Origin of the sequence: Pseudoalteromonas sp. XI10, assembly GCF_001469895.1 — a bacterium.
Lineage (GTDB): Bacteria > Pseudomonadota > Gammaproteobacteria > Enterobacterales > Alteromonadaceae > Pseudoalteromonas.
Genome location: NZ_LOPY01000047.1, coordinates 48659 through 70044 on the forward strand (window position 1 = coordinate 48659; position 21386 = coordinate 70044).

The following is a 21386-nucleotide window of genomic DNA, read 5'->3' on the forward strand; positions in this document are numbered from 1 at the left end:
ACTTAAATGGTATTAGGCCATGAATTAAGAGGGTCAGATGAAATTATCTAGCATTGTTTTAGCCTCAAGCTTTTGCTTATTAACAGCGTGTAGTAGTACAGAAAATAACACCGCTCCCCCACCACTTGCTTTGAGGCAAAGTAATACGTTTACTCAAACCCCAGTTGAAACTCAACAAGAAATTTTTGCATTAAGCGAACATGTAAAAGAGCAACTTGATAGTGCTTTTCCAAAAGACAGCCGTTCATTGCAAAGCACTAAACGTTTATTGAAGTTCCTACTGCAAAATGGCGATGCGTCTTTATCTTATCAATCTGGTGCTACCTTAACCGCTAATCAAGCCTACTCAAACTTAAACGCTAACTGTTTATCATTATCGATTTTAGCCTATAGCCTTGCTGACTACCTCGGCCTTGAAGGACAATTTCAAAAAGTGCATATCCCAGAATATTGGGCACTTGATAATGGCTTTAATTTACTCACAGGCCATATCAACTTAAAAGTAAGTGAAGCTCAAAAACTTGTGGTAAATAGAAAAGTCATTTACCCAGAAGAGCGCTCTTTAGTGATAGACTTTGACCCTAACAGCCGCCAAGAAGCGTTTAAAACTAGCAACATCAATAAAGCCCGCATCACAGCAATGTTTTATAACAATAAAGGCGCAGCTGCGATGCTAAAACATGATTATGATACTGCTTTTAGCTATTACAAAGCAGCAGTTGATATTGATAGCAACTACTCAGGTGCATGGGGCAACCTTGGCGTGTTATTCAGATTAACAAATGACTATCAAAGTGCAGAAACAGCCTACCAATACGCGATTAGTTTAGATCCAGACAACAACACCGCATTAGGCAATTTAGCAAGACTCTATAACCTGACCGATCGTAAAGAGCAAGGTCAAGCTATATTAGCCAAGCTTGATAATAAACGCCAAGCAAACCCTTATTACCATATTTCTTTAGGAAATGACGCCTATACAACCGCCCGTTATCAAGATGCCATAAAGCACTACAAAAAAGCCCGTGACTTAAATCCAACCCTGCATGATACTGATTTTGGTTTAGCGAGAACCTACTATCAATTGGGTGACTTAAAACTGGCTAAAAAGTACTTAACTATGGCAAACAATAAAGCAGACTTTGATCATGATAAACAGCGTTACGAGAGTAAATTACAAGCGCTTCGCTCGCATACTGCAAAGCTTATTGATTACCGCTAGTGCTTTACTGATAAGCACTGGGCAAGCATTTGCCAATACAGACTTAGAACAAGACATAATAACGCTAACATCGCCTCAATTTGCAGGGCGAAAAACGAATACCGAGGGCGCGAAATTAGCCGCTGACTTCATAGTAGAGCGCTTTATAGCTCTTGGCTATTCTGTTAATGAACAAAGTTTTACTTATCAATCAGGATTCTTTGGCAAGGCTACTGGGCGGAATATTATTGCGTCCCAAAATAGCCGCTGTGAAAACTGTAAAAAAGTTATTTTTACTGCCCACTATGATCACCTAGGGCAAAAAGGCAGTCGGCTTTATCCGGGTGCTAATGACAATGCCAGCGGCGTTGCTGCTTTACTTTATTTAGCTGAGCACTTTGCACAAAGCCCCCAGCCCTATCAATTAGTTTTTGTTGCAACTGATGCAGAAGAAAATGGCCTACATGGTAGCGAGTACTTGGTTTCGACACTTAATAAAGACGAAATCAAACTTAATATTAATTTAGATATGCTCGTTGTGAACCCACGAAAACCGCGTATCTATGCGTTTTTAGATAAGCAATCATTAGCGCAATATCAAACTGACATTAAAACCCTATCTGATGAGCATCTAACCTTTATGGCAACTAGCTCGTCAGCGAGGCTGAATCGATTATTTGATCTCAAAGTTGACTGGCGCAGAGCAAGTGACCATTATTCATTCGCTAAAGCGGGGATCCCTTACATTTATTTTGGCATCGGACACGATAAACATCATCATCAAAGCACTGACACAGCGGCACACATTGACTTTACATTGTTCGAATATGCTATGGCGAAGATAGCCCTATTTATTGAAAAGCTTCCAAGTTAGTTATTTGGGTAGTTCAGAAGTTAAAACAAACCGCCTTTTTTGTGCTTTGCTGAGCTTTTTTACACTTATTTCAAGTTTAGTTGCTTCACTACGATTACCTACCTGCTGTTGATAGATAAGTGTTAAAGGCCCTTTGCCTTTAAGATTTTTAGCCCCTTTCCCCGCTTGATGCTGCATAAAACGCTTTTCAACGTTAGTGCTGATCCCAGTGTACCAATGACCTAAACGTGTTTGCACTATATACAAATGCCACAGAGTCTCTGAATTATCGTTGTTTTTTATAGGCTGCTGTAAACTTTCTGGGTTTGCTGTGGTCAAATCTGTGCCTCGTGATTGTTAATCGCATTTCAGTAAAAACAATTACTGAAAAGGGTTTTACCTTCTGTGACTAATCGGTATCATGCAGTGTATAAAAAATAAGGATTCAAACAAATAATGCAGTCGTTTAAAACTTTTTCTTTTTGGTTAGTACTTACCCTTACTTTAAGTGCTACAGCAGGGTGTTCAAGCTGGGTTTACCGAATCAATATTCCTCAAGGTAACTTCTTAGAGCAGTCAGATGTAGATAAGCTACGTGTAAATATGACTCGCGAGCAAGTACTGTATGTACTTGGCAAGCCAGTAGCTGAAGATTCATTTGATAAAAATACCTGGCACTACCTGTACGTATTCAACCTTGGTCGCAGTAACGAGCAACGTAAGTCACTCACTATTAACTTCGAAAACGATAAGCTTGTTTCGTTATCGGGTGACTACGAACAACCTAGCGAATTTAATACACCTTTAGAGCAAGAGTAATATTAATTCGAATTAATTAAGGGTAGCCTAAGCTACCCTTTTTTATGCCTTATTAAGTGGACGCCCACCTGTAATCTTATTAGCACGGCCCTCTTCTTTGGCTTTTTCAGCCCGGCGTCTGCGTGCATCCTTTGGATCAGCAATAAGCGGTCGATAGATTTCTATGCGATCGCCATCTTTTACTTCTTGGTGCAGTTTACAAGTACGATTCCAAATCCCAAGCGTTAGGTTATTTGCGTCTATTTCAGGGCACTTATCAATAATACCTGACTTAATCACCGCTTGCTCAGCTGTAGTGCCTACTGGCACTTCTACCAGCAAACTGGTTGCCGTTGTTGGTAAGGCAAAAACCACTTCAACAGTGATCATGGGCGAACTCCATATACAGTTTTAGCACGTTGTGTAAATGCATTAACCATGTTCTTAGCGACTTCGTTAAATACTTTACCGAAAGCCATCTCAATAAGTTTACTAGCAAATTCAAACTCAAGGTGAAGCTGAACTTTACATGCTTTATCGTCCAGCGGTAAAAAATGCCATTTACCTTGCAGCTTTTTAAATGGGCCGTCGACTAAGCGTAGTGCAACAGTTTGCTCATCAATAAAGGTATTTTCGGTAGTGAACCACTTTTTTAAGCCGGCTTTTGAGATCTCTAAACTGGCCGTCATGCCACTGGCTTGTTGTGTAACGATTTTAGCATCTGAGCAATGTGGTAAAAACTCTGGATAAGCATCAACATCATTCACTAAATCAAACATTTCTTTGCTGCTGTACATTACCAGCGCACTTTTTTCTATTTGCGGCATATTCACTCCCAACTTTGTCGGCGAATTTTAGCAAGCTTTGGCTATTTCCCCAAATTTTAGTAACACGAAAATATCTGCAAAGCCTTAAAAAAGCGATGTAAAAACGCTGTTTTTCCGTATAATATGAGCCACTATGGCTAAGAAAAAATCATCTAAATCGACAAGTAATACCATCGCGCTTAACAAAAAAGCGCGTCATGAGTATTTTTTACACGATAAGTTCGAAGCAGGGGTTGAACTACAGGGCTGGGAAGTAAAAAGTATCCGAGCTGGTAAAGTAAACATCTCTGAGACTTATATTCACATTAAAAACGGCGAAGCATTTTTACTTGGCAGTCAAATTCAGCCTCTCAACAGTGCTTCTACTCACGTAATTTGCGATCCTTTAAGGTATCGTAAGTTACTTTTAAATAAGCGTGAAATCGATCGTCTTATCGGTGCTACAGAACGCGAAGGTTTTTCATTAATCGCGACTGCAATGTACTGGAAAAAATGCTGGGTGAAGTTGGAGTTCCACCTTGCTAAAGGTAAAAAGATGCACGACAAACGTGAAGACGGAAAAAATAAAGATTGGGCGCGTGAAAAAGAACGCCTGATGAAACATAAAGCTTAATTTATGAAATGAGCCTAACCTTTTTGGTAGGCTCGTACCCCTTACCAGTCCTGACTTTCCCTACTTAAGAACCTTAACCCCTTAATAAACCCATACTTTTTTGCTATTTCATTCGCCACCATTTACATGATATCAATCTTTGTCGTGATTAATTCACAACACTTTCACAATTATACAAGGATTGAAATATATGAAGAACACCCATCGCTTTATACAACGACCTCTCTATGCATTTACAGTTGCGGCATTAGCAGGCACGAGTTTTATGTCAGCTGCTGCAGAGTCAGACGGAGCTGAAAAGGTCGAGCGTATTGAAGTTACAGGTTCTCGCATTAAGCGCTCAGATATTGAAGGGCCATCACCGGTTCAATCAATCAGTCGTGCAGACATCGATAACATGGGCTACGACAACCTACAACAACTATTAGAACGTATGCCAGTTGCAGGTAATGGTACTTTCTCTACTCGCGGTAATAACCAAGACTCTACAGCTAATGGTGCTGCAGCAGTCAGCCTTCGTGGTTTAGGCTCAGACGCAACATTGGTACTTATTAATGGCCGTCGTGTATCTATTAGCGCTTTTGCTGAAAGCATTACTAATTCGTTTGTTGATATCAACTCAATCCCTGTCTCTGCGATTGAGCGTATCGATATTTTAAAGGATGGCGCATCAGCTATTTATGGCTCTGATGCAGTTGCTGGTGTAGTTAATATCATCTTAAAGAAAGATATTAACGGCCTAGAAGTAAACCTTGGATATGGTGGCACTGACGGTCCTAACTACGAAGAAAAAACAGCAAGCCTAGTTTGGGGTACCAGTACAGAAAAAAGCAGCGCATCTATTATTATTGATTACTTTAACAACACTGCACTTTCTTCTGATGAAATGGGACGTCTAGGCACAGCAAACCAAGAACCATACGGTGGTATGGATTTTCGCTCATCCCGTGGTTTCCCGGGCTACTTCTATGTAGATGGTGAAAAAACAATTGATCCAGCCTGTCCGGCAGAAAATGCAACTGCAAGTGGCAGCTGCTTATTTGACTACGGCCCGTATGGCTACGTAACCCCAGCATCTGAACGTGTCGGTGCTATCTCGCAATTTGAATATAACTTCGACAATGGTATTTCAGCTTTCTTAGAGGTTGCAGTACAACATAATACGTCGCAAGCTGCAGGTGCACCAACGCCTCTTGATGAAGATGCAGGCCTTACAGTGCCAGCAAGCCATCCTAACAACCCGTTTGGCCAAGATATCGAAATTGGTCGTTACAGAACGGTAGATGCCGGCCCTCGCCAATGGGATATTGAATCAGATACGCTGCGTTTTGTTGCGGGCCTAAAAGGTGAGATCAGCGACTGGAGCTGGGAAGCAGCAGTTCAAAAAGGTCGCAGTAAATCAATGCAAACCGGTGACAGAAGCCAAGGTTGGGTGCGCACTGATTTCTTACAACAAGAAATCGATGCAGGTAACTATAACCCATTTGGTGGCACCTATAATGACCAAGCAGTTATTGACCGTATCACGACAAGCTTAGTGCGCCGTGGTGAGTCTCATATGACTTCATTTGATGCAAATATCAGTGGTGAAGCATTCAGCTTTGGCGATGATGTAGTAATGATGGCTGCTGGTATTGAATACCGTGAAGAAGATGTGAGCGATATTCCAGACGACCAATTCCAACGTGGTTTAATCTTTGGTACTGAGTCTGTATCAGCCGCTGCAGAACGCGACCAATACGCAGCTTATATTGAGTTTTCAATTCCTTTAGCAGATAACCTAGAACTGCAATTAGCGGGTCGATACGATGACTACAGCGATTTTGGCTCAACAACAAACCCTAAAGTAGCTGTTCGCTGGGCACCAACTGATTCAATCACTGTTCGTGGTTCGTGGGCTCAAGGTTTCCGCGCGCCTTCACTGGCACAAATTGGTTTAGGTCCGTCGGAAGAAAGTCAATTCTTTGTAGATACTTATCGCTGTCAGGCAACAGGACAGGATTGTAACGCTCTAGATTACAATATCCAATTTGCGGGTAACCCGAACCTTGAAGCTGAAGAATCAGAGTCATGGAATGTGGGGTTCATCTGGGCACCAACCGCTGAGTTTGGTTTCGGAATCGATGTATGGAGCATTACCCAAGATAATAAGATTGACGAACAAGAGTTCGGCCCTATCTATGATAACAACTGTAATGACCAAAACAGCACTGTGTGTGTGCGTTTAGCTCCACAAAATGGTCAGAGTTTAGGTGTAATCCAAAAAGTTTACAGCACTTTTGAAAATGTCTCATCACAAGAAGTATCAGGTGTCGATGTATCGGCTAACTACACACATGCGATGAACGATTACGGCTTCTTAAAATTCAATTTAGAATGGGCTTACCAAAACGAATTTAAGAAAGATGGCCGCGATTACACTGGCGAGTACCGTTATCCTGAAAACCGTTGGATTTTCTCAACAAACTGGGAAATGGGTGACTTCAACACTAATGTGAACGTTAGTTACACTGGCGAGTTTGAAGATACGCCAGATATCGACTTTGACGGTAATTTAGACTTTGATAGCAACACATCACGTATGGTTGATTCACAAACGCTGGTTGATTTACAGACTGCGTATAACTTCTCAGAGAAAATCAAACTTTCTGTGGGTGTGAATAACGTGTTTGATGAAGATCCTCCGTTTGCAATCGGTGATGGTGATGGCGACTTATATGGCTATGTATCAAGCGTACATAACCCACGTGGTCGTTATTTCTATACTAAGCTAACAATGCGCTTTAACTAATCTCGTTGAGCTTAAAAACAAAAACCCGCCAATTGGCGGGTTTTTTAATTCTTTAACTAAGGCCTAGATTATAGGTCGCCTTCGTTTTCAGAAAGGAACTTAGCAACACCTGCAGGGCTTGCGTCCATACCTTTTTTACCTTCAGTCCAACCAGCTGGACATACTTCACCGTGCTCGCTGTGGAACGCTAGCGCGTCAACCATGCGGATCATTTCGTCGATGTTACGGCCTAGTGGAAGGTCGTTAACTACTTGGTGACGTACGTTACCTTCTTCGTCGATTAGGAAAGAACCACGGAAAGCAACACCTGCTTCTGGGTGCTCAACGTCGTATGCTTGACAGATTTCGTGTTTAACGTCTGCAACTAGTGCATATTTAACTTGACCAATACCACCGTCAGCAACGGCAGTGTTACGCCATGCATTGTGTGAGAATTGTGAATCGATAGAAACACCGATTACTTCAACGCCACGCTTTTGGAATTCTTCAAAACGCTTGTCGAAAGCGATTAGCTCTGAAGGACAAACGAAAGTGAAGTCTAACGGGTAAAAGAAGATAACTGCTTTTTTACCTTTGATAGTTTCTTTTAGGTTGAAGTTTTCAACGATTTCACCGTTACCAAGAACAGCTGCTGCAGTAAAGTCTGGTGCCTGACGGCCAACTAATACACCCATTTTTATCTCCAAATATTTGAGTTTATTTCCAATTGCCTATGCAATACTCACTTAGATATGGTTACTAAAAATCAAAAACCAAGAGTAAGTATTGATAATTTGCAAGATAGTTTAATGAGGTTACAGACAAATGAACAATCGAAAAAAACGATATGCTTAATCGGAAAAATTGATTCGCAATAAACGGGGTTTGAGATAACTCTACATTAGTGTGCAAATTGACCGACAGAACACAAAAAACCCAGCTTTTAGCTGGGTTCTTAAATGAATATCAATACAGACGCTTAGTCCATGATATCTTCTGGCATATCACCACGGATTTGCTGCCAGATTTCACCTGTTTGATGACCGTATTTACGCATCATAGAAATCGCACCGTCATGTTCACGACGCTCTGCCAATTCTGTTAAATCTTTATAAAACTGACGTGCTAATTCACGTGTACGTGAATCAGAGAAGTAATGGCAGCCAATTTTTGAATAGAAGCCTTTAAAGCCATTTAAGATAAGCACGTAAATGCGGTTATTACCTGCTACTGCTAATTCATGGTGAACTTTATAATCGTAATCAGCAAATGCTTGAGCACTGTCTTCAAGCTCTTCGCTTTGCGATAAAATTTCAATAACGCGCTCTGGGGCTAGCTTGATTGCTGCACGAGTGTAAATCGCGCTGATATTCGTACGTGCCGAAAGTAATTGATCAGTTAGCTCTGGCATTTTGTCTTCATCAAGACGTGCTAGCGTCTCTAGAATGTTAAGACCCGAGGTTTCCCAGAAGTTATTAACACGGGTAGGTTTACCGTGTTGAATTGTTAGCCAGCCATCACGGGCTAAACGCTGAAGTACTTCACGTAAGGTTGTACGTGTTACACCAATCAGCTCTGACAATTCACGTTCAGCAGGAAGAATTGAGCCAGGCGGAAAGTCACCATTCCAAATAGATTCAACAATGTATTCTTCAGCAAAACCTGCTGGGCTTTTCGCTTTAAAAATTCTCATCCAATTTCCACTTGAGTTAGCAACTACTTTTACCGCATTTGGTGTTCAACTCACTGATTGTACCAGATGATCAGCAACTAACAAGTAAACTAACTCCGCAGTGCATAAAAATCTGTAAAATCTCGATAAATAAATGACCTTTTGGATTAAAAGTACACCAAATAACAATACTTTCGGTATATTCAATTTCCAAATATTAACAATAACAACCAGCACTATTAAAAGGTACGGCCATGCAGCAGCGCGTTTTACCAGCAATATTTAAAAATTTTTTGGGGACTTCACCACAGTGGTATAAATACACCATTATTGCGTTTTTATTAATCAACCCGGTGTTATTTCAACTTAACCCTTACCTGGCAGGATGGGTATTAGTGCTAGAGTTTATTTTTACACTCGCCATGGCACTTAAATGTTACCCGCTACAACCGGGAGGCTTATTAGCAATTGAGGCCTTATTTATCGGCATGACAACCGCCGGTCAAGTTGAACATGAAATAGTACAGAATATCGATGTGATCCTGTTACTTATCTTTATGGTTGCCGGTATCTATTTTATGAAAGACTTGCTTTTATATATCTTCACAAAGCTGGTCGTTTCGGTGCGAAGTAAAACCGTGTTATCACTTTCTTTTACGATTGCTGCGGCCTTTTTATCTGCTTTCTTAGATGCGTTAACGGTGATGGCCGTTGTTATTGCCGTTGCGATGGGCTTTTACAGTATTTACCACAAGGTTGCATCAGGAAAAGACTCTAGCAGCGAGCATGATATTAATGACGATAACCAAGTTCGCCCTGTGAATCGTCAAGAGCTTGAAGAGTTTCGTGCTTTTCTTCGTAACTTATTAATGCATGCATCAATTGGTACTGCCTTAGGCGGTGTTTGTACCATGGTAGGCGAGCCACAGAACTTGATCATTGCTGAGCGTGCTGGCTGGTTATTTGGCGAATTTTTCTTCCGAATGTTGCCTATTACTTTACCCGTTATGATTGCCGGTATTGCTACTACTTTCTTACTCGAAAAAACCAAAGCCTTTGGTTACGGCGCAAAACTCCCTGCCCCCATCCACACGATTTTATCGGATCATGCTAAAAAGCTTGAGAAAAAACGCACCACACGCGACAAAGTGAACTTAGCGATTCAAGCTTTCATTGCTGTTTGGTTGATCATAGGTTTAGCCCTTCACTTAGCCACTGTTGGTTTAATTGGTTTGTCTGTAATTATTTTTGCCACAGCCAGTGCTGGTATTATTGAAGAGCACCAATTAGGTAAAGCATTTGAAGAAGCCCTACCATTCACAGCATTACTTTGCGTATTCTTCTCAATTGTCGCTGTTATTATCGACCAGCATTTATTTACACCTGTGATCGCATGGGTGCTTACCTTTGAAGGCCAGCTGCAACTAGTGATGTTCTTTATTGCCAACGGTATTCTGTCGATGGTCAGCGATAACGTTTTCGTGGGTACTGTGTATATCAATGAAGTGGCTGCAGCGTTACAGGCAGGTCAAATTACCCGTGATCAATTTGACCTATTAGCTGTGGCAATTAACACAGGTACTAATTTACCAAGTGTTGCGACTCCTAATGGACAAGCAGCCTTCTTATTCTTGCTTACATCAACATTAGCCCCTGTGTTAAGACTATCTTATGGGCGCATGGTATACATGGCACTACCTTATACCATAGTGTTGACAATTGTTGGCTTGAGCATGACCTTATTCAGCCTTTCAGATATGACTGACTTACTGTATCAATGGGGCTTAATCAATCACCACAGCGGTGCGTTACCTGGCTCATTAGGTGGTCACTAGAACGATTATTTAAAACTAAAAAGCCCGCTTGATGCGGGCTTTTTTGATAGAGTTTTTTTGCTAGATTAGAGCTGTTTAATCTAGCACTTTTGCGTCGTTTGCTTTATTGAGTAAGCTGCGACTTTGCGTTAAGAAATGTGCTGTCGCATCTGAGAAGTATTCTTTTGCATCAGCAAATGCGGCAATCAATGATGCTTTATCCCCAGCTTTTAGCTTTTCGAGCGTGTCTGCAAAAGTATCTTGGTAGTTTGCAAGCAGTGCTTCTACATCGTCGAATTGCGCTAACATGATGTCAGAGTAAAGCTCTGGAGATTGAGCAAATAAGCGCCCTACCATCATTAACTCTAATTGATAAATGGGTGATGAGCAGCTGCGAAGCTCTGCAAGTGTATGGCTTTGCTTGGCAAGAAACTGACCATATACAAAGGTTGTTAAGTGGCGCATAACCTGAATGATCTGCATTGCTTCATCGTGTTTTTTAGCATCCATTTCAACCACTTGGCAGCCCCAAACTTGTAGTTGTGCCATTAACCCTTTAGCCACTTCATGATCTCGCCCTTCACACACGACGACCGTTTGCTTTACCCAATGTGAAATATCTGGGCCAAACATGGGGTGTAAGCCAACTACTGGGCCGCTATGAGCCTCCATAAGTGCTTTTAAAGGTTTTTGCTTAACAGAGGTAATATCAACCAGTAAACAGTCATCATCAAGTGTTGGTAACGCTGCGACAACTTGCTCAAGTGCATTAATTGGCACACTAACAAGAACCAATTTTGCCCCTTTTAATATCGTTTCACTTTGTGCTTGCTGTGCTTTATCTAAAATACGCACTTCATAACCTGAACGAGTAAACTGTTGTGCAAACAACTGGCCCATAGCCCCTTCACCACCAACAATTACAATGGGTGATAACTGAGGCGCAACACAAGCAAGGCTACCTTGCTGATTCTGATAGGCTTCACGCATCATACGGCGTAGGATGTCCTCAACTAACTCAGGGTTAACCCCTTGTGCGATTGCTTCTTGACGACGTGCCGCGAGTAAATCAGCCTCGCGATCTGGGGCATGTAATGGTGCACCGATTTGTTGCTTAATTGCGCCTATTTTTTCTGTAATCCCATTACGCTTTGCCAGTAATGCCACCAATTGTGCATCACATTCATCTATTCCTGCTCTTAAATCAGCTAGATCATTCACTGTTACCACGTTACTACACCTCAAACCCTAAAAACGTAAATATTTATATACAAAAAAGTAAAGCTTTTAATACAAATTATAGTAACAGGATAACAGCCAAAGCACAAAGCCCTAACGTGCATGTAGCATAGCTCATAAAGGGATAACAGATAATTTAGAAGGGAGTATTTCTCAGGGGAGGGAAATTTTTTTGTGCTATAAAAACCAAAACGGGTTGCAACCTAAGGCTGCAACCCGTTTTATTTTGCGTTGTAAAACAGCGCGTATTAGTTAAGTTTTTCTCTAATACGTGCAGATTTACCAGAACGCTCACGTAGATAGTAAAGTTTCGCACGGCGAACTGCACCGCGACGTTTAACTGAGATACTATCGATAAGAGGGCTGTGCGTTTGGAATACACGCTCAACACCTTCACCGCTCGAGATTTTACGAACTGTGAATGCTGAGTGAAGACCACGATTACGCTTAGCGATTACAACACCTTCAAAGGCCTGTAGACGCTCTTTGTTACCTTCTTTTACACGTACCTGTACAACTACTGTATCACCAGCGCCGAATGCTGGTACGTCTGTTTTAAGCTGCTCTTCTTCAAGCGCTTTAATAATATTTTGGTTTACTTTTGCCATTATATTTCTCACTTTCCTAGGTGTAACTGTCTTCTAGCCACAAGCTTGTTGGTACTCTTGCTGAAATTCAGCAAGGAGTGCCGCTTGCTCCTCAGTCAGAGCTAGGTTATGCAACAAGTCAGGACGACGAAGCCAAGTTCTACCAAGTGATTGCTTTGTGCGCCACTTAGCGATTTCTTGGTGGTTTCCGCTGAGTAATACAGCAGGTACCTGTTTATCATCCAATGTCTCTGGCCGTGTATAGTGAGGACAATCAAGCAAGCCATTCGAAAATGAATCCTGCTCAGCTGACTGGTTATGACCTAACACCCCTGGTACTAATCGTGCTACTGCATCAATTAGCGTCATCGCGGGTAGTTCACCACCACTTAAAATAAAATCACCAATTGACCATTCTTCGTCAACGTATGATTCTATGATTCGCTCATCTATACCTTCATAGCGACCTGCAATTAAAATCAGCTTTTCTGATTGTGCAAGCTCGCTTGCACCTTGCTGATCTAATTTGCGCCCTTGCGGGGACATATAAATTACTTTTGCACCATCACCTGCCGCTTTTTTGGCGTCAAGGATAGCTTGTTTCAATGGTTCAACCATCATTAACATGCCAGGACCGCCCCCGTAAGGACGATCATCCACAGTTCTATGCTTATCAGTGGCATAGTCACGTGGGTTCCAACAGTTAAAGTCGATTAGACCATTTTTAACTGCGCGACCTGTTACCCCTTGGGTGGTAATCGCATCAAACATGTCCGGGAAAAGGCTTATCACCCCTACCCATAGCGAACTCGTTTGTGACATTAAAACCCTGGGTCCCAGTCTACGGTAATTTCTCTTGCATCATGTTTAACTTCTTTAATAACAGAATCTGTTAAGAAAGGAATTAAACGCTCTGCTTGGCCAAATGCATCTTTTTTGTTTGCTTTCACAACCAAAACGTCATTTGACCCTGTCTCCATTAGGTCATCAACAGTGCCTAAGTTATAACCTTTATCAGTTACAACAGACATGCCGATCAGATCTCGCCAATAGAATTCACCTTGCGGTAATTCTGGTAGCTGCGCTGCATCTACTGAGATTTCTGCATTGGTTAAAGCCATTGCTTCGTCTCGGTCGTTTACTTGCGCAACTTTAGCGATAAAGCCTTTGTTGTGGCGACGCCAGTCGACCACTTCTAAGGTCTGCCATTTACCTTGTTGCCCTATCAACCATGGGCTGAAATCGAAGATCCCTTCGGGATCATCAGTAAATGAATGCACCTTAAGCCAGCCCTTTATACCATACGGGGCACCGAGCTTTCCTACTGTAATATACGAGGTGTTCTCTTGACTCATGGTTACTCTTACGCCTATTAAGCCGCTTTACGAGCGTCTTTAACTAACTTAGCTACGCGATCTGAAAGAGATGCGCCTTGACCTACCCAGTGATCAACACGAGATAAATCTAAACGTACTTTTTCTTCCTGACCAGAAGCGATTGGGTTAAAGAAACCTACTTTCTCGATGAAGCGACCGTCACGCGAGAAACGGCTATCCGCAACCACAATTTGATAGAAAGGGCGTTTTTTAGCGCCACCACGTTGCAAACGAATAGTTACCATACCGTCCTCTACATTAGATTGACTGTTTTCATTAATAAGATTTACTCCCCAATACGGGAAGCTGGGGAATTGTACGAGTTTTTTGCAACATTGCAAGTAAGAACTGCTGCAAAATGTAAGTTTAGTTGATTAAACACTGATCTGGGCTTTAAATCTTACATGCAGCTAACAACTACGCATAAATTATCTACAAAAAAAGGAGCTATATGCTCCTTTTTATACACTTAATAGACAGCACTATTAAAATTTAGGGCCGCCACCCATCATACCTGGTGGTAACATGCCTTTCATGCCGCGCATCATTTTCTTCATGCCACCTTTGCCTTTCATCTTCTTCATCATCTTCTGCATTTGCGTAAATTGCTTAAGCAGTTTATTGATTTCTTGCACCTGAGTGCCAGAGCCTGCAGCAATACGTTTTTTACGCGAGCCTTTGATGATTTCAGGACGGGCACGCTCTTTTGGCGTCATAGAGTTGATGATAGCTTCCATTTGTACGAAAGTTTTATCACCCATCTGGCCTTTTACAGCGTCTGGTAGGTTTTGCATGCCTGGCAGCTTATCAAGCATCGACATCATACCGCCCATGTTCTTCATCTGACGAAGTTGCTCAGCAAAGTCATCTAATGTGAAACCATCACCTTTAAATACTTTTTCGGCAACTTTAGCAGCTTTCTCTTTATCTACTTTCATTTCGACTTCTTCGATTAATGAAAGTACATCACCCATACCTAGGATACGAGAAGCAATACGGTCAGGGTGGAATGGTTCAAGAGCATCAGTGCGCTCACCCACACCCATAAACTTAATTGGCTTACCGGTAATATGACGAATCGATAATGCAGCACCACCACGGGCATCACCATCGGTCTTAGTTAAGATCACACCACTTAGAGGAAGCGCCTCATCAAATGCTTTTGCAGTGTTTGCCGCATCTTGACCTGTCATCGCATCAACAACGAATAAGGTTTCGATTGGGTTAATCGCGCTGTGAAGTGCTTTGATCTCGTCCATCATGTCGTTATCGACGTGTAAACGACCTGCGGTATCAACTAATACCACATCAATGAATTTCTTCTTCGCGTGCGAAATCGCATTGTTTGCGATATCAACCGGCTTTTGTGAAATGTCACTTGGGAAGAACTCAACACCCACTTCATCAGCCAGTGTTTCAAGCTGTTTGATTGCTGCCGGACGATAAACGTCGGCACTCACAACTAATACAGATTTCTTTTTACGCTCTTTTAAGAATTTAGCTAGTTTACCAACACTGGTCGTTTTACCAGCACCTTGTAAACCCGCCATCATCACCACCGCTGGCGGCTGTGCATTAAGGCTTAGCTCTTCGTTAGCTTCACCCATGGCTTTTTCAAGTTCTTCACGAACAATCTTAATAAAGACTTGGCCTGGGCTTAAGCTTTTTGTTACTTCAACACCTACGGCGCGTTCTTTAACTTGCTTAACGAACTCACGAACAACCGGTAATGCAACGTCCGCTTCCAAAAATGCCATGCGGACTTCGCGTAATGTATCTTTTATATTGTCTTCAGTTAGGCGTCCGCGGCCACTGATATTTTTTAAGGTTTTACCTAAGCGTTCTTGGAGATTCTCAAACATGTAAAGGTTCCGATAAAACGTGTTGCACCTGCAATGTACATAAATCAAACAAGTTTGGCGACAATACAGGCAATATTAAAATTTAATTCCTAGCAGTATACCGTAAATGGTGGTCGACAATACAGTGTTCAAGTGCGCAGTTTGAGTTTCTTTTTACAAACTCTATGCTTTTGCCTTGCTATAAAATACAATGGCATCAAAGAGACAAGGATTTATCGATATAAATTAAGTGGCCAAAACACGATGATTATTAGTTTAACTATTATTGCTAGTTTGTTTTATGTGTTAGCAACGTCACATGTGCTATCACGCCTTTTCCACAAACAAGGTCCAAGCCAAAAACTCACAGTCATTCTTAGCACTGTGGCTATCCTTGCTCATATGCTATTACTGGTTAATTCAGTTTTTCGTGCTGACGGCCAAGATTTAAGTATCGTCAACGTTGCCTTATTAACCTGTTGGGTCATTGTGGTGTCGGTGACTGCTGTGTCTCTCAAATTCCCCGCGACTTTATTGTTGCCAGTTGTTTATGGTTTTGCAGCCTTACTGACCCTTGCCAGCTTGTTTATACCGCATCATGTGATTTTGCAATCAATCGATGTTGAGCTTGGTTTAGTTACTCACATATCCTTATCACTCCTAGCCTATTGTGTTTTGATAATCTCAACACTTTATGCGGTCCAGTTCTACTTTATTGATAAGCGCCTCAAACGCAAAGACTTGGCAATTGTACACAGCCACCTCCCTCCTTTAATGGTGGTTGAGCGCCAGCTTTATCAATTACTCACGCTGGGTACTATCTTACTGACTTTTGCTCTCCTTTCTGGGTTCATCTTCTTAGAGGGAATGTTTGCCAGTGAGTTTATCCACAAAACGGTTTTATCGTTAATTGCTTGGCTAATTTTTACTGTGGTCACTGTAGGTCACTTACGCCAAGGCTGGCGTGGTAAGCCTGTGGTATTTTCGATCATGATAGCCGCTTTTATCTTGTCACTTGCTTATTTTGGCAGCCGTTTCATCCAAGAAGTGGTTCTAAATAAGTTTTAACTTGACTCAGCAAGCTGTCTCTAGCTTAATATGCACTGATTTATAAAAAAAGGATCCATCCTTGGACGACATATCGACTAGTACCCTGTTTATTATATTGGGATTATTGATACTTATTTCTGCTTATTTTTCTGGTTCTGAAACTGGAATTATGTCAATCAACCGTATTCGCCTGCGTCATCTTGCTAAAGAAGATCATCGTGCAGCGAAGCGCGTCAGCAAACTATTAAGTCGCCCTGACAGACTCATTGGTCTGATCTTAATTGGTAATAACCTTGTAAATATCGCTGCAGCACAGGTTGCAACGATTATTGGTATTCGTTTGTATGGTGATCTCGGTATCGCTATTGCAACCGGCGCGCTAACGCTGGTTGTTTTAATCTTTGCCGAAGTAACGCCAAAAACACTTGCTGCGCTATACCCAGAGAAGGTTGCTTTTCCAAGCTCAATTGTGCTCAAAGGCCTATTGAAAATCCTTTTCCCGTTTGTGGTTATCGTAAACTGGATGACCAACGGCATGTTACGCTTGTTTGGTATTACCACAGCACAAATTGAAGAGCACAGCTTAAGTAAAGAAGAACTAAAAACTGTGGTGAACGAATCAGGTGCACTATTACCTGCTCGTCACCAAAGCATGTTGACTTCAATTTTAGATTTAGAGCAAGTCACTGTTGAAGATATCATGATCCCACGCAACGAAATTGTTGCTATCGATATCAATGACGATTGGAAGCTTATCAGCCGCCAGCTTACTCATGCACAGCACACCCGTGTACTGTTGTATCGTGACCAAATTGATGATGCTGTTGGCTTTATTCACTCACGTGATGCTCTGCGTCTATTAACGAAAGAGCAGTTTGATAAACCATCACTTCTGCGTGCGGTACGTGAAATCTACTTTATTCCTGAAGGCACATCACTGAACACGCAACTACTTAAGTTCCAGCAATCAAAAGAACGTATTGGCTTAGTTGTCGATGAGTATGGTGATATTCAAGGTCTAGTAACCCTTGAAGATATTCTTGAAGAAGTAGTGGGTGATTTCACTACAACGCAAACGCGTACACCGAGTGAAGAAGTAACAGAGCAAGATGATGGCTCAGTACTTGTTGATGGCGGTGCCAATATTCGTGATTTAAATAAAGAAATGGGTTGGGAGCTACCGATTGATGGCCCGAAAACGCTAAGTGGTTTAATTGTTGAATACTTAGAGGACATCCCAGACTCAAACCTAAGTTTACGTATTGCCGGATACCCTATTGAAGTTATCGAGATAAAAGAAAATATGGTTAAGTTAGTTAAAGTTATTCCAAGTAAACGCACAGAATAATTTTCTACACCACCTAAACAAAAGGAGTAGCTTGCTACTCCTTTTTTGTTACTTATAGCTGAATTACCTCTGAAGATTCACATTTTATAAGCTATCCTGCACAACCAAACACGAATTCCTCTACTATTATTTTCTTTTGCATATATTGATATAAAAGGGAAAATAATGGACGAAATATCAATCGAAAAAATCTATAACCAAGCTATCGAATTACTGATGCTTTACGGGCCAAAGTTTATCCTCGCAATACTGGTCTTGATCATAGGTTGGTGGTTAATTGGTAGAATTGCCAATATGGCCGAAAAATCAATGAATAAGGTCAAGTTTGAGGTTGGCCTTACGCACTTTTTAGTCTCCTTTATCTCGGTCATTTTAAAAGTACTGTTGCTGATATCTGTTGCTTCTATGATTGGTATAGAAACCACATCGTTTATCGCAATGCTGGGTGCTGCTGGCCTTGCGGTGGGCATGGCACTTCAAGGTAGCCTTGCTAACTTTGCAGGTGGCGTGCTTATTCTGTTCTTTAAGCCTTTTAAAGTTGGCGATGTAATCGAAGCGCAAGGCTACATGGGTACAGTTGTTGAAATACAAATTTTTGTCACTGTTTTACTCACCTACGACAATGAAAAAATCATAATCCCAAATGGCACGCTATCAAATGGCTGCGTTAAGAATAAGTTTTCAGAGCCAACACACCGCGTAGCTATCGAATTTGGTATCAGCTATGGCGATAATGTTCATAAAGCCCGTGATGTGCTTATGAGCGTGCTTAATGACTATGATTTGATACTAAAAGATATAGAAGATAAAAAACCATCGGTTCATGTTAGTCAGCACGGTGAAAGCCATATTGGCATGCTGGTATGGGCATGGGTTGAGTCTGATAACTACTGGCCAGTGTATTTTGGCTTATACGAACGCGTTAAAATTGCCTTTGACGCCGCTGATATTACGATTCCATTCCCGCAAAGGGATGTTCACATTCACCAGTTCCCTGGTAAATAGCTAACAAAAAGCCCGCTAATTGATGCGGGCTTTCTATTTATGCATTAACTAAATAAGCGTTCAAACCAGTTTTTGTCTAAATCGGCTTCACACTTTTTAAGTTGTGCGCCATAGCGACTAGCTCGATGTTTAACTTTATTAGCAACGCTCATTAGCCACTTTTTACTCTTATAAGTGCCTCGCTTATAGCCGCCCCACCCTTCGTGGTAATTTAGGTACTGGGCGTAGGCGTCCCATTTTGAAATACCATTTACTTTATGGGTTTTGTAAACGAACCAGGCCATAAAGTCGATAGCATCATCAAAATCATCTCTGTCTGCACCGCTGTTACCTGTTTCACGAATGTAATCCGACCATGTTGGGGTTTTCGCTTGAGAGTAGCCATATGCAGAGCTAGCACGTCCGATTGGAATTACCCATAAGAAGTATTCCATTGGTGGCGCTGCATCATGGCGGAATGAGCTTTCTTGATACATCATGCTCATTAGCACATGTTTTGGCGAACCCCATTTTTCTTGTGCATCACGAGCATCGTAATACCAGTCAGGTTTTTCTTCAAAAATCTTACATATATCATGAGGTTGCTCAGGGGGAGCCGTTGCACAACCAGCCAAAGATGCGGCCAGCGATAAAATAATTATACTTTTTTTCATTTTTTTATGGATCTCGCTGAACTTTTTCTCATCAGGTCAGTCTGAACTTATGAATGCAGCAGTATAGCATTGTTTCATCCCTGAAGAATCTTTGACGCAGCCTCCCTAGGCTGCGTTTTTTTATGCCTTCACAATACTAAGCTTTAGCAAAATAGTCATCTAAAAATGCAGTGAAAGATACACTGTCTGCTGCTTTAACTTCACGCTCTTTAAGTACAGAGTCAGCCGCTTGCTTTGCCAAAAATGCTTGATCATAAAATTGGTAATCAGCATCAAGGTGGCTTTGCTTGTACTGCTGTGCAAGTGCTAAAGCGAAATGACCATTATCTTGGTTCTCTTTTGCCAGCGCACTAACATATTTGCCAGAGAAAGTTTTACTTGGATTGTTCACCCAAGTTGCAAGCTCAGCTATGGTTTCGCTGTAATAACTCACGCCATATGCATTATCCATGTAACGGGCAACTTCAGATAGCTGAGAAAAAATTGTCTCAGCCCAATCTGTTAGACGCACCATCTCACCCTGCTTGTTAAGCAAAAGTTCTGGATCTCGACCTTCATTGACAACCGCATCAAGGTTAGTAGTGCTTAATTTTTGCTCTTGCCAATCCATTTCTGGCGAGTCATTCAATAAACAATAGGTTAAGAATACGTCTAAGAAACGAATTTGCTGTAAATCGATACCCGTTTCACTAAACGGGTTGACATCAAGCGCACGTACTTCGATGTATTCTATACCGCCGCGTAGTAATGCATCGGTTGGTGTTTCGCCCGATGCTGCATTGCGCTTAGGACGAATTGGCGAGTAAAACTCGTTTTCGATTTGCAGAATATTTTTGTTCAACTGCTTTGGCTCAGCACTCGTGTAGTCATCTATATGACCATAAATATCTGATGGTGTATGAATCGCTTCTTTTAAGCCTGCTACATATTCTTCTAGAGAGTTATACATAACACGTAAAGACGATTGTGCACTGTTAGTGTACCCAAGATCACCCAAACGCAGCGCGGTACCCACTTCTAAATAAAGAGTACCTTTACCTAATTTTTTAAATGGTAAATCAGTTTCGCGCCCTTGCAAAAATGAACTACATAACGCTGGTGATGCGCCAAATAAAAAGCTGATCAACCAAAGCTCACGCTTAAAGTTACGAATAAGCCCTAAATAGCCAGTTGAAATAGACTCAGCTAATGTACCTTGGTTACCGTTTAAGCTATATAGGCTTTGCCATAAGCTCTCAGGAAAAGAGATATTGAAATGCACGCCGGCAATGGCCTGCATCATGCTGCCATAACGATTTTTTAAGCCTTCACGATAAAGTGTTTTCATGCGGCCAATGTTTGAGTCACCAAACTGTGCGAGTACAATGTCATCTTGATGTTCAATAAAGCATGGCATACTGATCGGCCATAACAGCTCATCGTCCATCTGCGATAAGGTGAACTTTTGCAAGTCTTTTAGCTGCGCGAGTGTTTGCTCTGCAGATGTACTAACCGGAGTGATAAATTCTAAAAGTGATTCTGAAAAGTCAGTGGTGACATGATCATTCGTTAAAGCGCTACCAACGCCTTGTGGATGACCTTGCTGTGAGATAACACCACTTGGTTTAATCCTTAATGCTTCTCGCTCGATACCACGTTGAATCCCATTAATTGCGTTAGGAAATTGTGCCGTTAACGCTTCTAGCGTTTTATTTAAATCATGTTTTATCAAAAATGCTTCCTCGAGCCGCGTGGCTGTA

At 41.6% G+C, this 21386-nt stretch carries 22 protein-coding genes; 9 read left to right on the forward strand and 13 right to left on the reverse strand.

The window, feature by feature from the left end:
• Window positions 1–37: 37 nt before the first annotated feature.
• Window positions 38–1222 (forward strand): tetratricopeptide repeat protein, encoded by a 1185-nt coding sequence (locus tag AUR67_RS12065; RefSeq protein ID WP_058585454.1) that lies wholly within the window; start codon window positions 38–40, stop codon window positions 1220–1222.
• Complete coding sequence (locus tag AUR67_RS12070; protein ID WP_058585455.1) at window positions 1209–2075, forward strand: M20/M25/M40 family metallo-hydrolase; 867 nt, start codon at window positions 1209–1211, stop codon at window positions 2073–2075. Before AUR67_RS12065 ends, AUR67_RS12070 begins: the two co-directional genes overlap by 14 nt.
• On the opposite strand, the gene AUR67_RS12075 is transcribed toward AUR67_RS12070, so the two are convergent.
• Window positions 2076–2393, reverse strand: a complete 318-nt coding sequence (locus AUR67_RS12075) for a GIY-YIG nuclease family protein (protein WP_058585456.1) — start codon at window positions 2391–2393, stop codon at window positions 2076–2078.
• Between the two features lie 117 nt (window positions 2394–2510).
• Between AUR67_RS12075 and AUR67_RS12080 the strand changes: the two genes are divergently transcribed.
• The gene (locus tag AUR67_RS12080; RefSeq protein ID WP_054551724.1) at window positions 2511–2873 is read left to right on the forward strand and encodes an outer membrane protein assembly factor BamE; all 363 of its coding nucleotides are present in this window, start codon (window positions 2511–2513) and stop codon (window positions 2871–2873) included.
• Between the two features lie 42 nt (window positions 2874–2915).
• On the opposite strand, the gene AUR67_RS12085 is transcribed toward AUR67_RS12080, so the two are convergent.
• Both AUR67_RS12085 and AUR67_RS12090 read right to left on the reverse strand, forming a co-directional pair.
• A complete protein-coding gene (locus AUR67_RS12085) occupies window positions 2916–3242 on the reverse strand; it encodes an RnfH family protein (RefSeq protein WP_058585457.1) in 327 nt (108 codons plus the stop codon).
• Window positions 3239–3679, reverse strand: a complete 441-nt coding sequence (locus AUR67_RS12090) for a type II toxin-antitoxin system RatA family toxin (protein ID WP_054561884.1) — start codon at window positions 3677–3679, stop codon at window positions 3239–3241. The genes AUR67_RS12085 and AUR67_RS12090 overlap by 4 nt, the downstream gene beginning before the upstream one ends.
• Before the next feature lie 133 nt (window positions 3680–3812).
• Here AUR67_RS12090 and smpB point away from each other — a divergent pair, with 133 nt between their 5' ends.
• A complete protein-coding gene (gene smpB / locus AUR67_RS12095; protein WP_054551727.1) occupies window positions 3813–4292 on the forward strand; it encodes an SsrA-binding protein SmpB in 480 nt (159 codons plus the stop codon).
• Window positions 4293–4557: 265 nt separating this feature from the next.
• Window positions 4558–7083: a TonB-dependent receptor gene (locus AUR67_RS12100; protein WP_235591841.1), complete on the forward strand. Its 2526-nt coding sequence runs from the start codon at window positions 4558–4560 to the stop codon at window positions 7081–7083.
• A 68-nt stretch (window positions 7084–7151) separates the two neighbouring features.
• On the opposite strand, the gene AUR67_RS12105 is transcribed toward AUR67_RS12100, so the two are convergent.
• On the reverse strand, window positions 7152–7757 hold the full coding sequence (locus tag AUR67_RS12105; RefSeq protein ID WP_054561886.1) for a peroxiredoxin C: 606 nt from the start codon (window positions 7755–7757) through the stop codon (window positions 7152–7154).
• A gap of 284 nt (window positions 7758–8041) precedes the next feature.
• Window positions 8042–8755, reverse strand: coding sequence for a fatty acid metabolism transcriptional regulator FadR (gene fadR / locus AUR67_RS12110; protein ID WP_054561887.1), 714 nt, complete (start codon window positions 8753–8755; stop codon window positions 8042–8044).
• Window positions 8756–8988: 233 nt separating this feature from the next.
• Here fadR and nhaB point away from each other — a divergent pair, with 233 nt between their 5' ends.
• Window positions 8989–10569 carry a sodium/proton antiporter NhaB gene (nhaB, locus tag AUR67_RS12115; RefSeq protein WP_054561888.1) on the forward strand — a complete coding sequence of 527 codons (1581 nt, stop codon included), beginning with the start codon at window positions 8989–8991 and terminating at the stop codon, window positions 10567–10569.
• Between the two features lie 75 nt (window positions 10570–10644).
• Here nhaB and tyrA read toward each other — a convergent pair whose 3' ends face one another.
• From tyrA to ffh, 6 genes are all read right to left on the reverse strand, one after another.
• Window positions 10645–11778: a bifunctional chorismate mutase/prephenate dehydrogenase gene (gene tyrA / locus AUR67_RS12120; protein WP_058585459.1), complete on the reverse strand. Its 1134-nt coding sequence runs from the start codon at window positions 11776–11778 to the stop codon at window positions 10645–10647.
• Between the two features lie 257 nt (window positions 11779–12035).
• On the reverse strand, window positions 12036–12395 hold the full coding sequence (gene rplS / locus AUR67_RS12125) for a 50S ribosomal protein L19 (RefSeq protein WP_054551733.1): 360 nt from the start codon (window positions 12393–12395) through the stop codon (window positions 12036–12038).
• A 33-nt stretch (window positions 12396–12428) separates the two neighbouring features.
• Complete coding sequence (gene trmD / locus AUR67_RS12130) at window positions 12429–13196, reverse strand: tRNA (guanosine(37)-N1)-methyltransferase TrmD (protein WP_054551734.1); 768 nt, start codon at window positions 13194–13196, stop codon at window positions 12429–12431.
• Complete coding sequence (gene rimM, locus AUR67_RS12135; protein ID WP_054561890.1) at window positions 13196–13729, reverse strand: ribosome maturation factor RimM; 534 nt, start codon at window positions 13727–13729, stop codon at window positions 13196–13198. The genes trmD and rimM overlap by 1 nt, the downstream gene beginning before the upstream one ends.
• A 17-nt stretch (window positions 13730–13746) precedes the next feature.
• Window positions 13747–13995 (reverse strand): 30S ribosomal protein S16, encoded by a 249-nt coding sequence (gene rpsP, locus AUR67_RS12140; protein WP_054551736.1) that lies wholly within the window; start codon window positions 13993–13995, stop codon window positions 13747–13749.
• Window positions 13996–14235: 240 nt separating this feature from the next.
• Window positions 14236–15612: a signal recognition particle protein gene (gene ffh / locus AUR67_RS12145; protein ID WP_054551737.1), complete on the reverse strand. Its 1377-nt coding sequence runs from the start codon at window positions 15610–15612 to the stop codon at window positions 14236–14238.
• A 243-nt stretch (window positions 15613–15855) separates the two neighbouring features.
• On the opposite strand from ffh, the gene AUR67_RS12150 reads away from it, so the two are divergent.
• The 3 genes from AUR67_RS12150 (at window position 15856) to AUR67_RS12160 (ending at window position 18994) form a co-directional block, all read left to right on the forward strand.
• Window positions 15856–16659, forward strand: coding sequence for an inner membrane protein YpjD (locus tag AUR67_RS12150; RefSeq protein ID WP_054551738.1), 804 nt, complete (start codon window positions 15856–15858; stop codon window positions 16657–16659).
• A 61-nt stretch (window positions 16660–16720) separates the two neighbouring features.
• On the forward strand, window positions 16721–17989 hold the full coding sequence (locus AUR67_RS12155) for an HlyC/CorC family transporter (RefSeq protein WP_130051057.1): 1269 nt from the start codon (window positions 16721–16723) through the stop codon (window positions 17987–17989).
• Window positions 17990–18154: 165 nt separating this feature from the next.
• Window positions 18155–18994, forward strand: a complete 840-nt coding sequence (locus AUR67_RS12160) for a mechanosensitive ion channel family protein (RefSeq protein ID WP_054561892.1) — start codon at window positions 18155–18157, stop codon at window positions 18992–18994.
• Between the two features lie 44 nt (window positions 18995–19038).
• Here the strand turns inward: AUR67_RS12160 and AUR67_RS12165 are convergent, their stop codons facing one another.
• The gene (locus AUR67_RS12165) at window positions 19039–19647 is read right to left on the reverse strand and encodes a hypothetical protein (RefSeq protein ID WP_054551741.1); all 609 of its coding nucleotides are present in this window, start codon (window positions 19645–19647) and stop codon (window positions 19039–19041) included.
• Between the two features lie 136 nt (window positions 19648–19783).
• Entirely contained in the window at window positions 19784–21358 is a 1575-nt protein-coding gene (gene gshA / locus AUR67_RS12170; RefSeq protein ID WP_058585460.1) for a glutamate--cysteine ligase, read from the reverse strand.
• Window positions 21359–21386 lie beyond the last annotated feature (28 nt).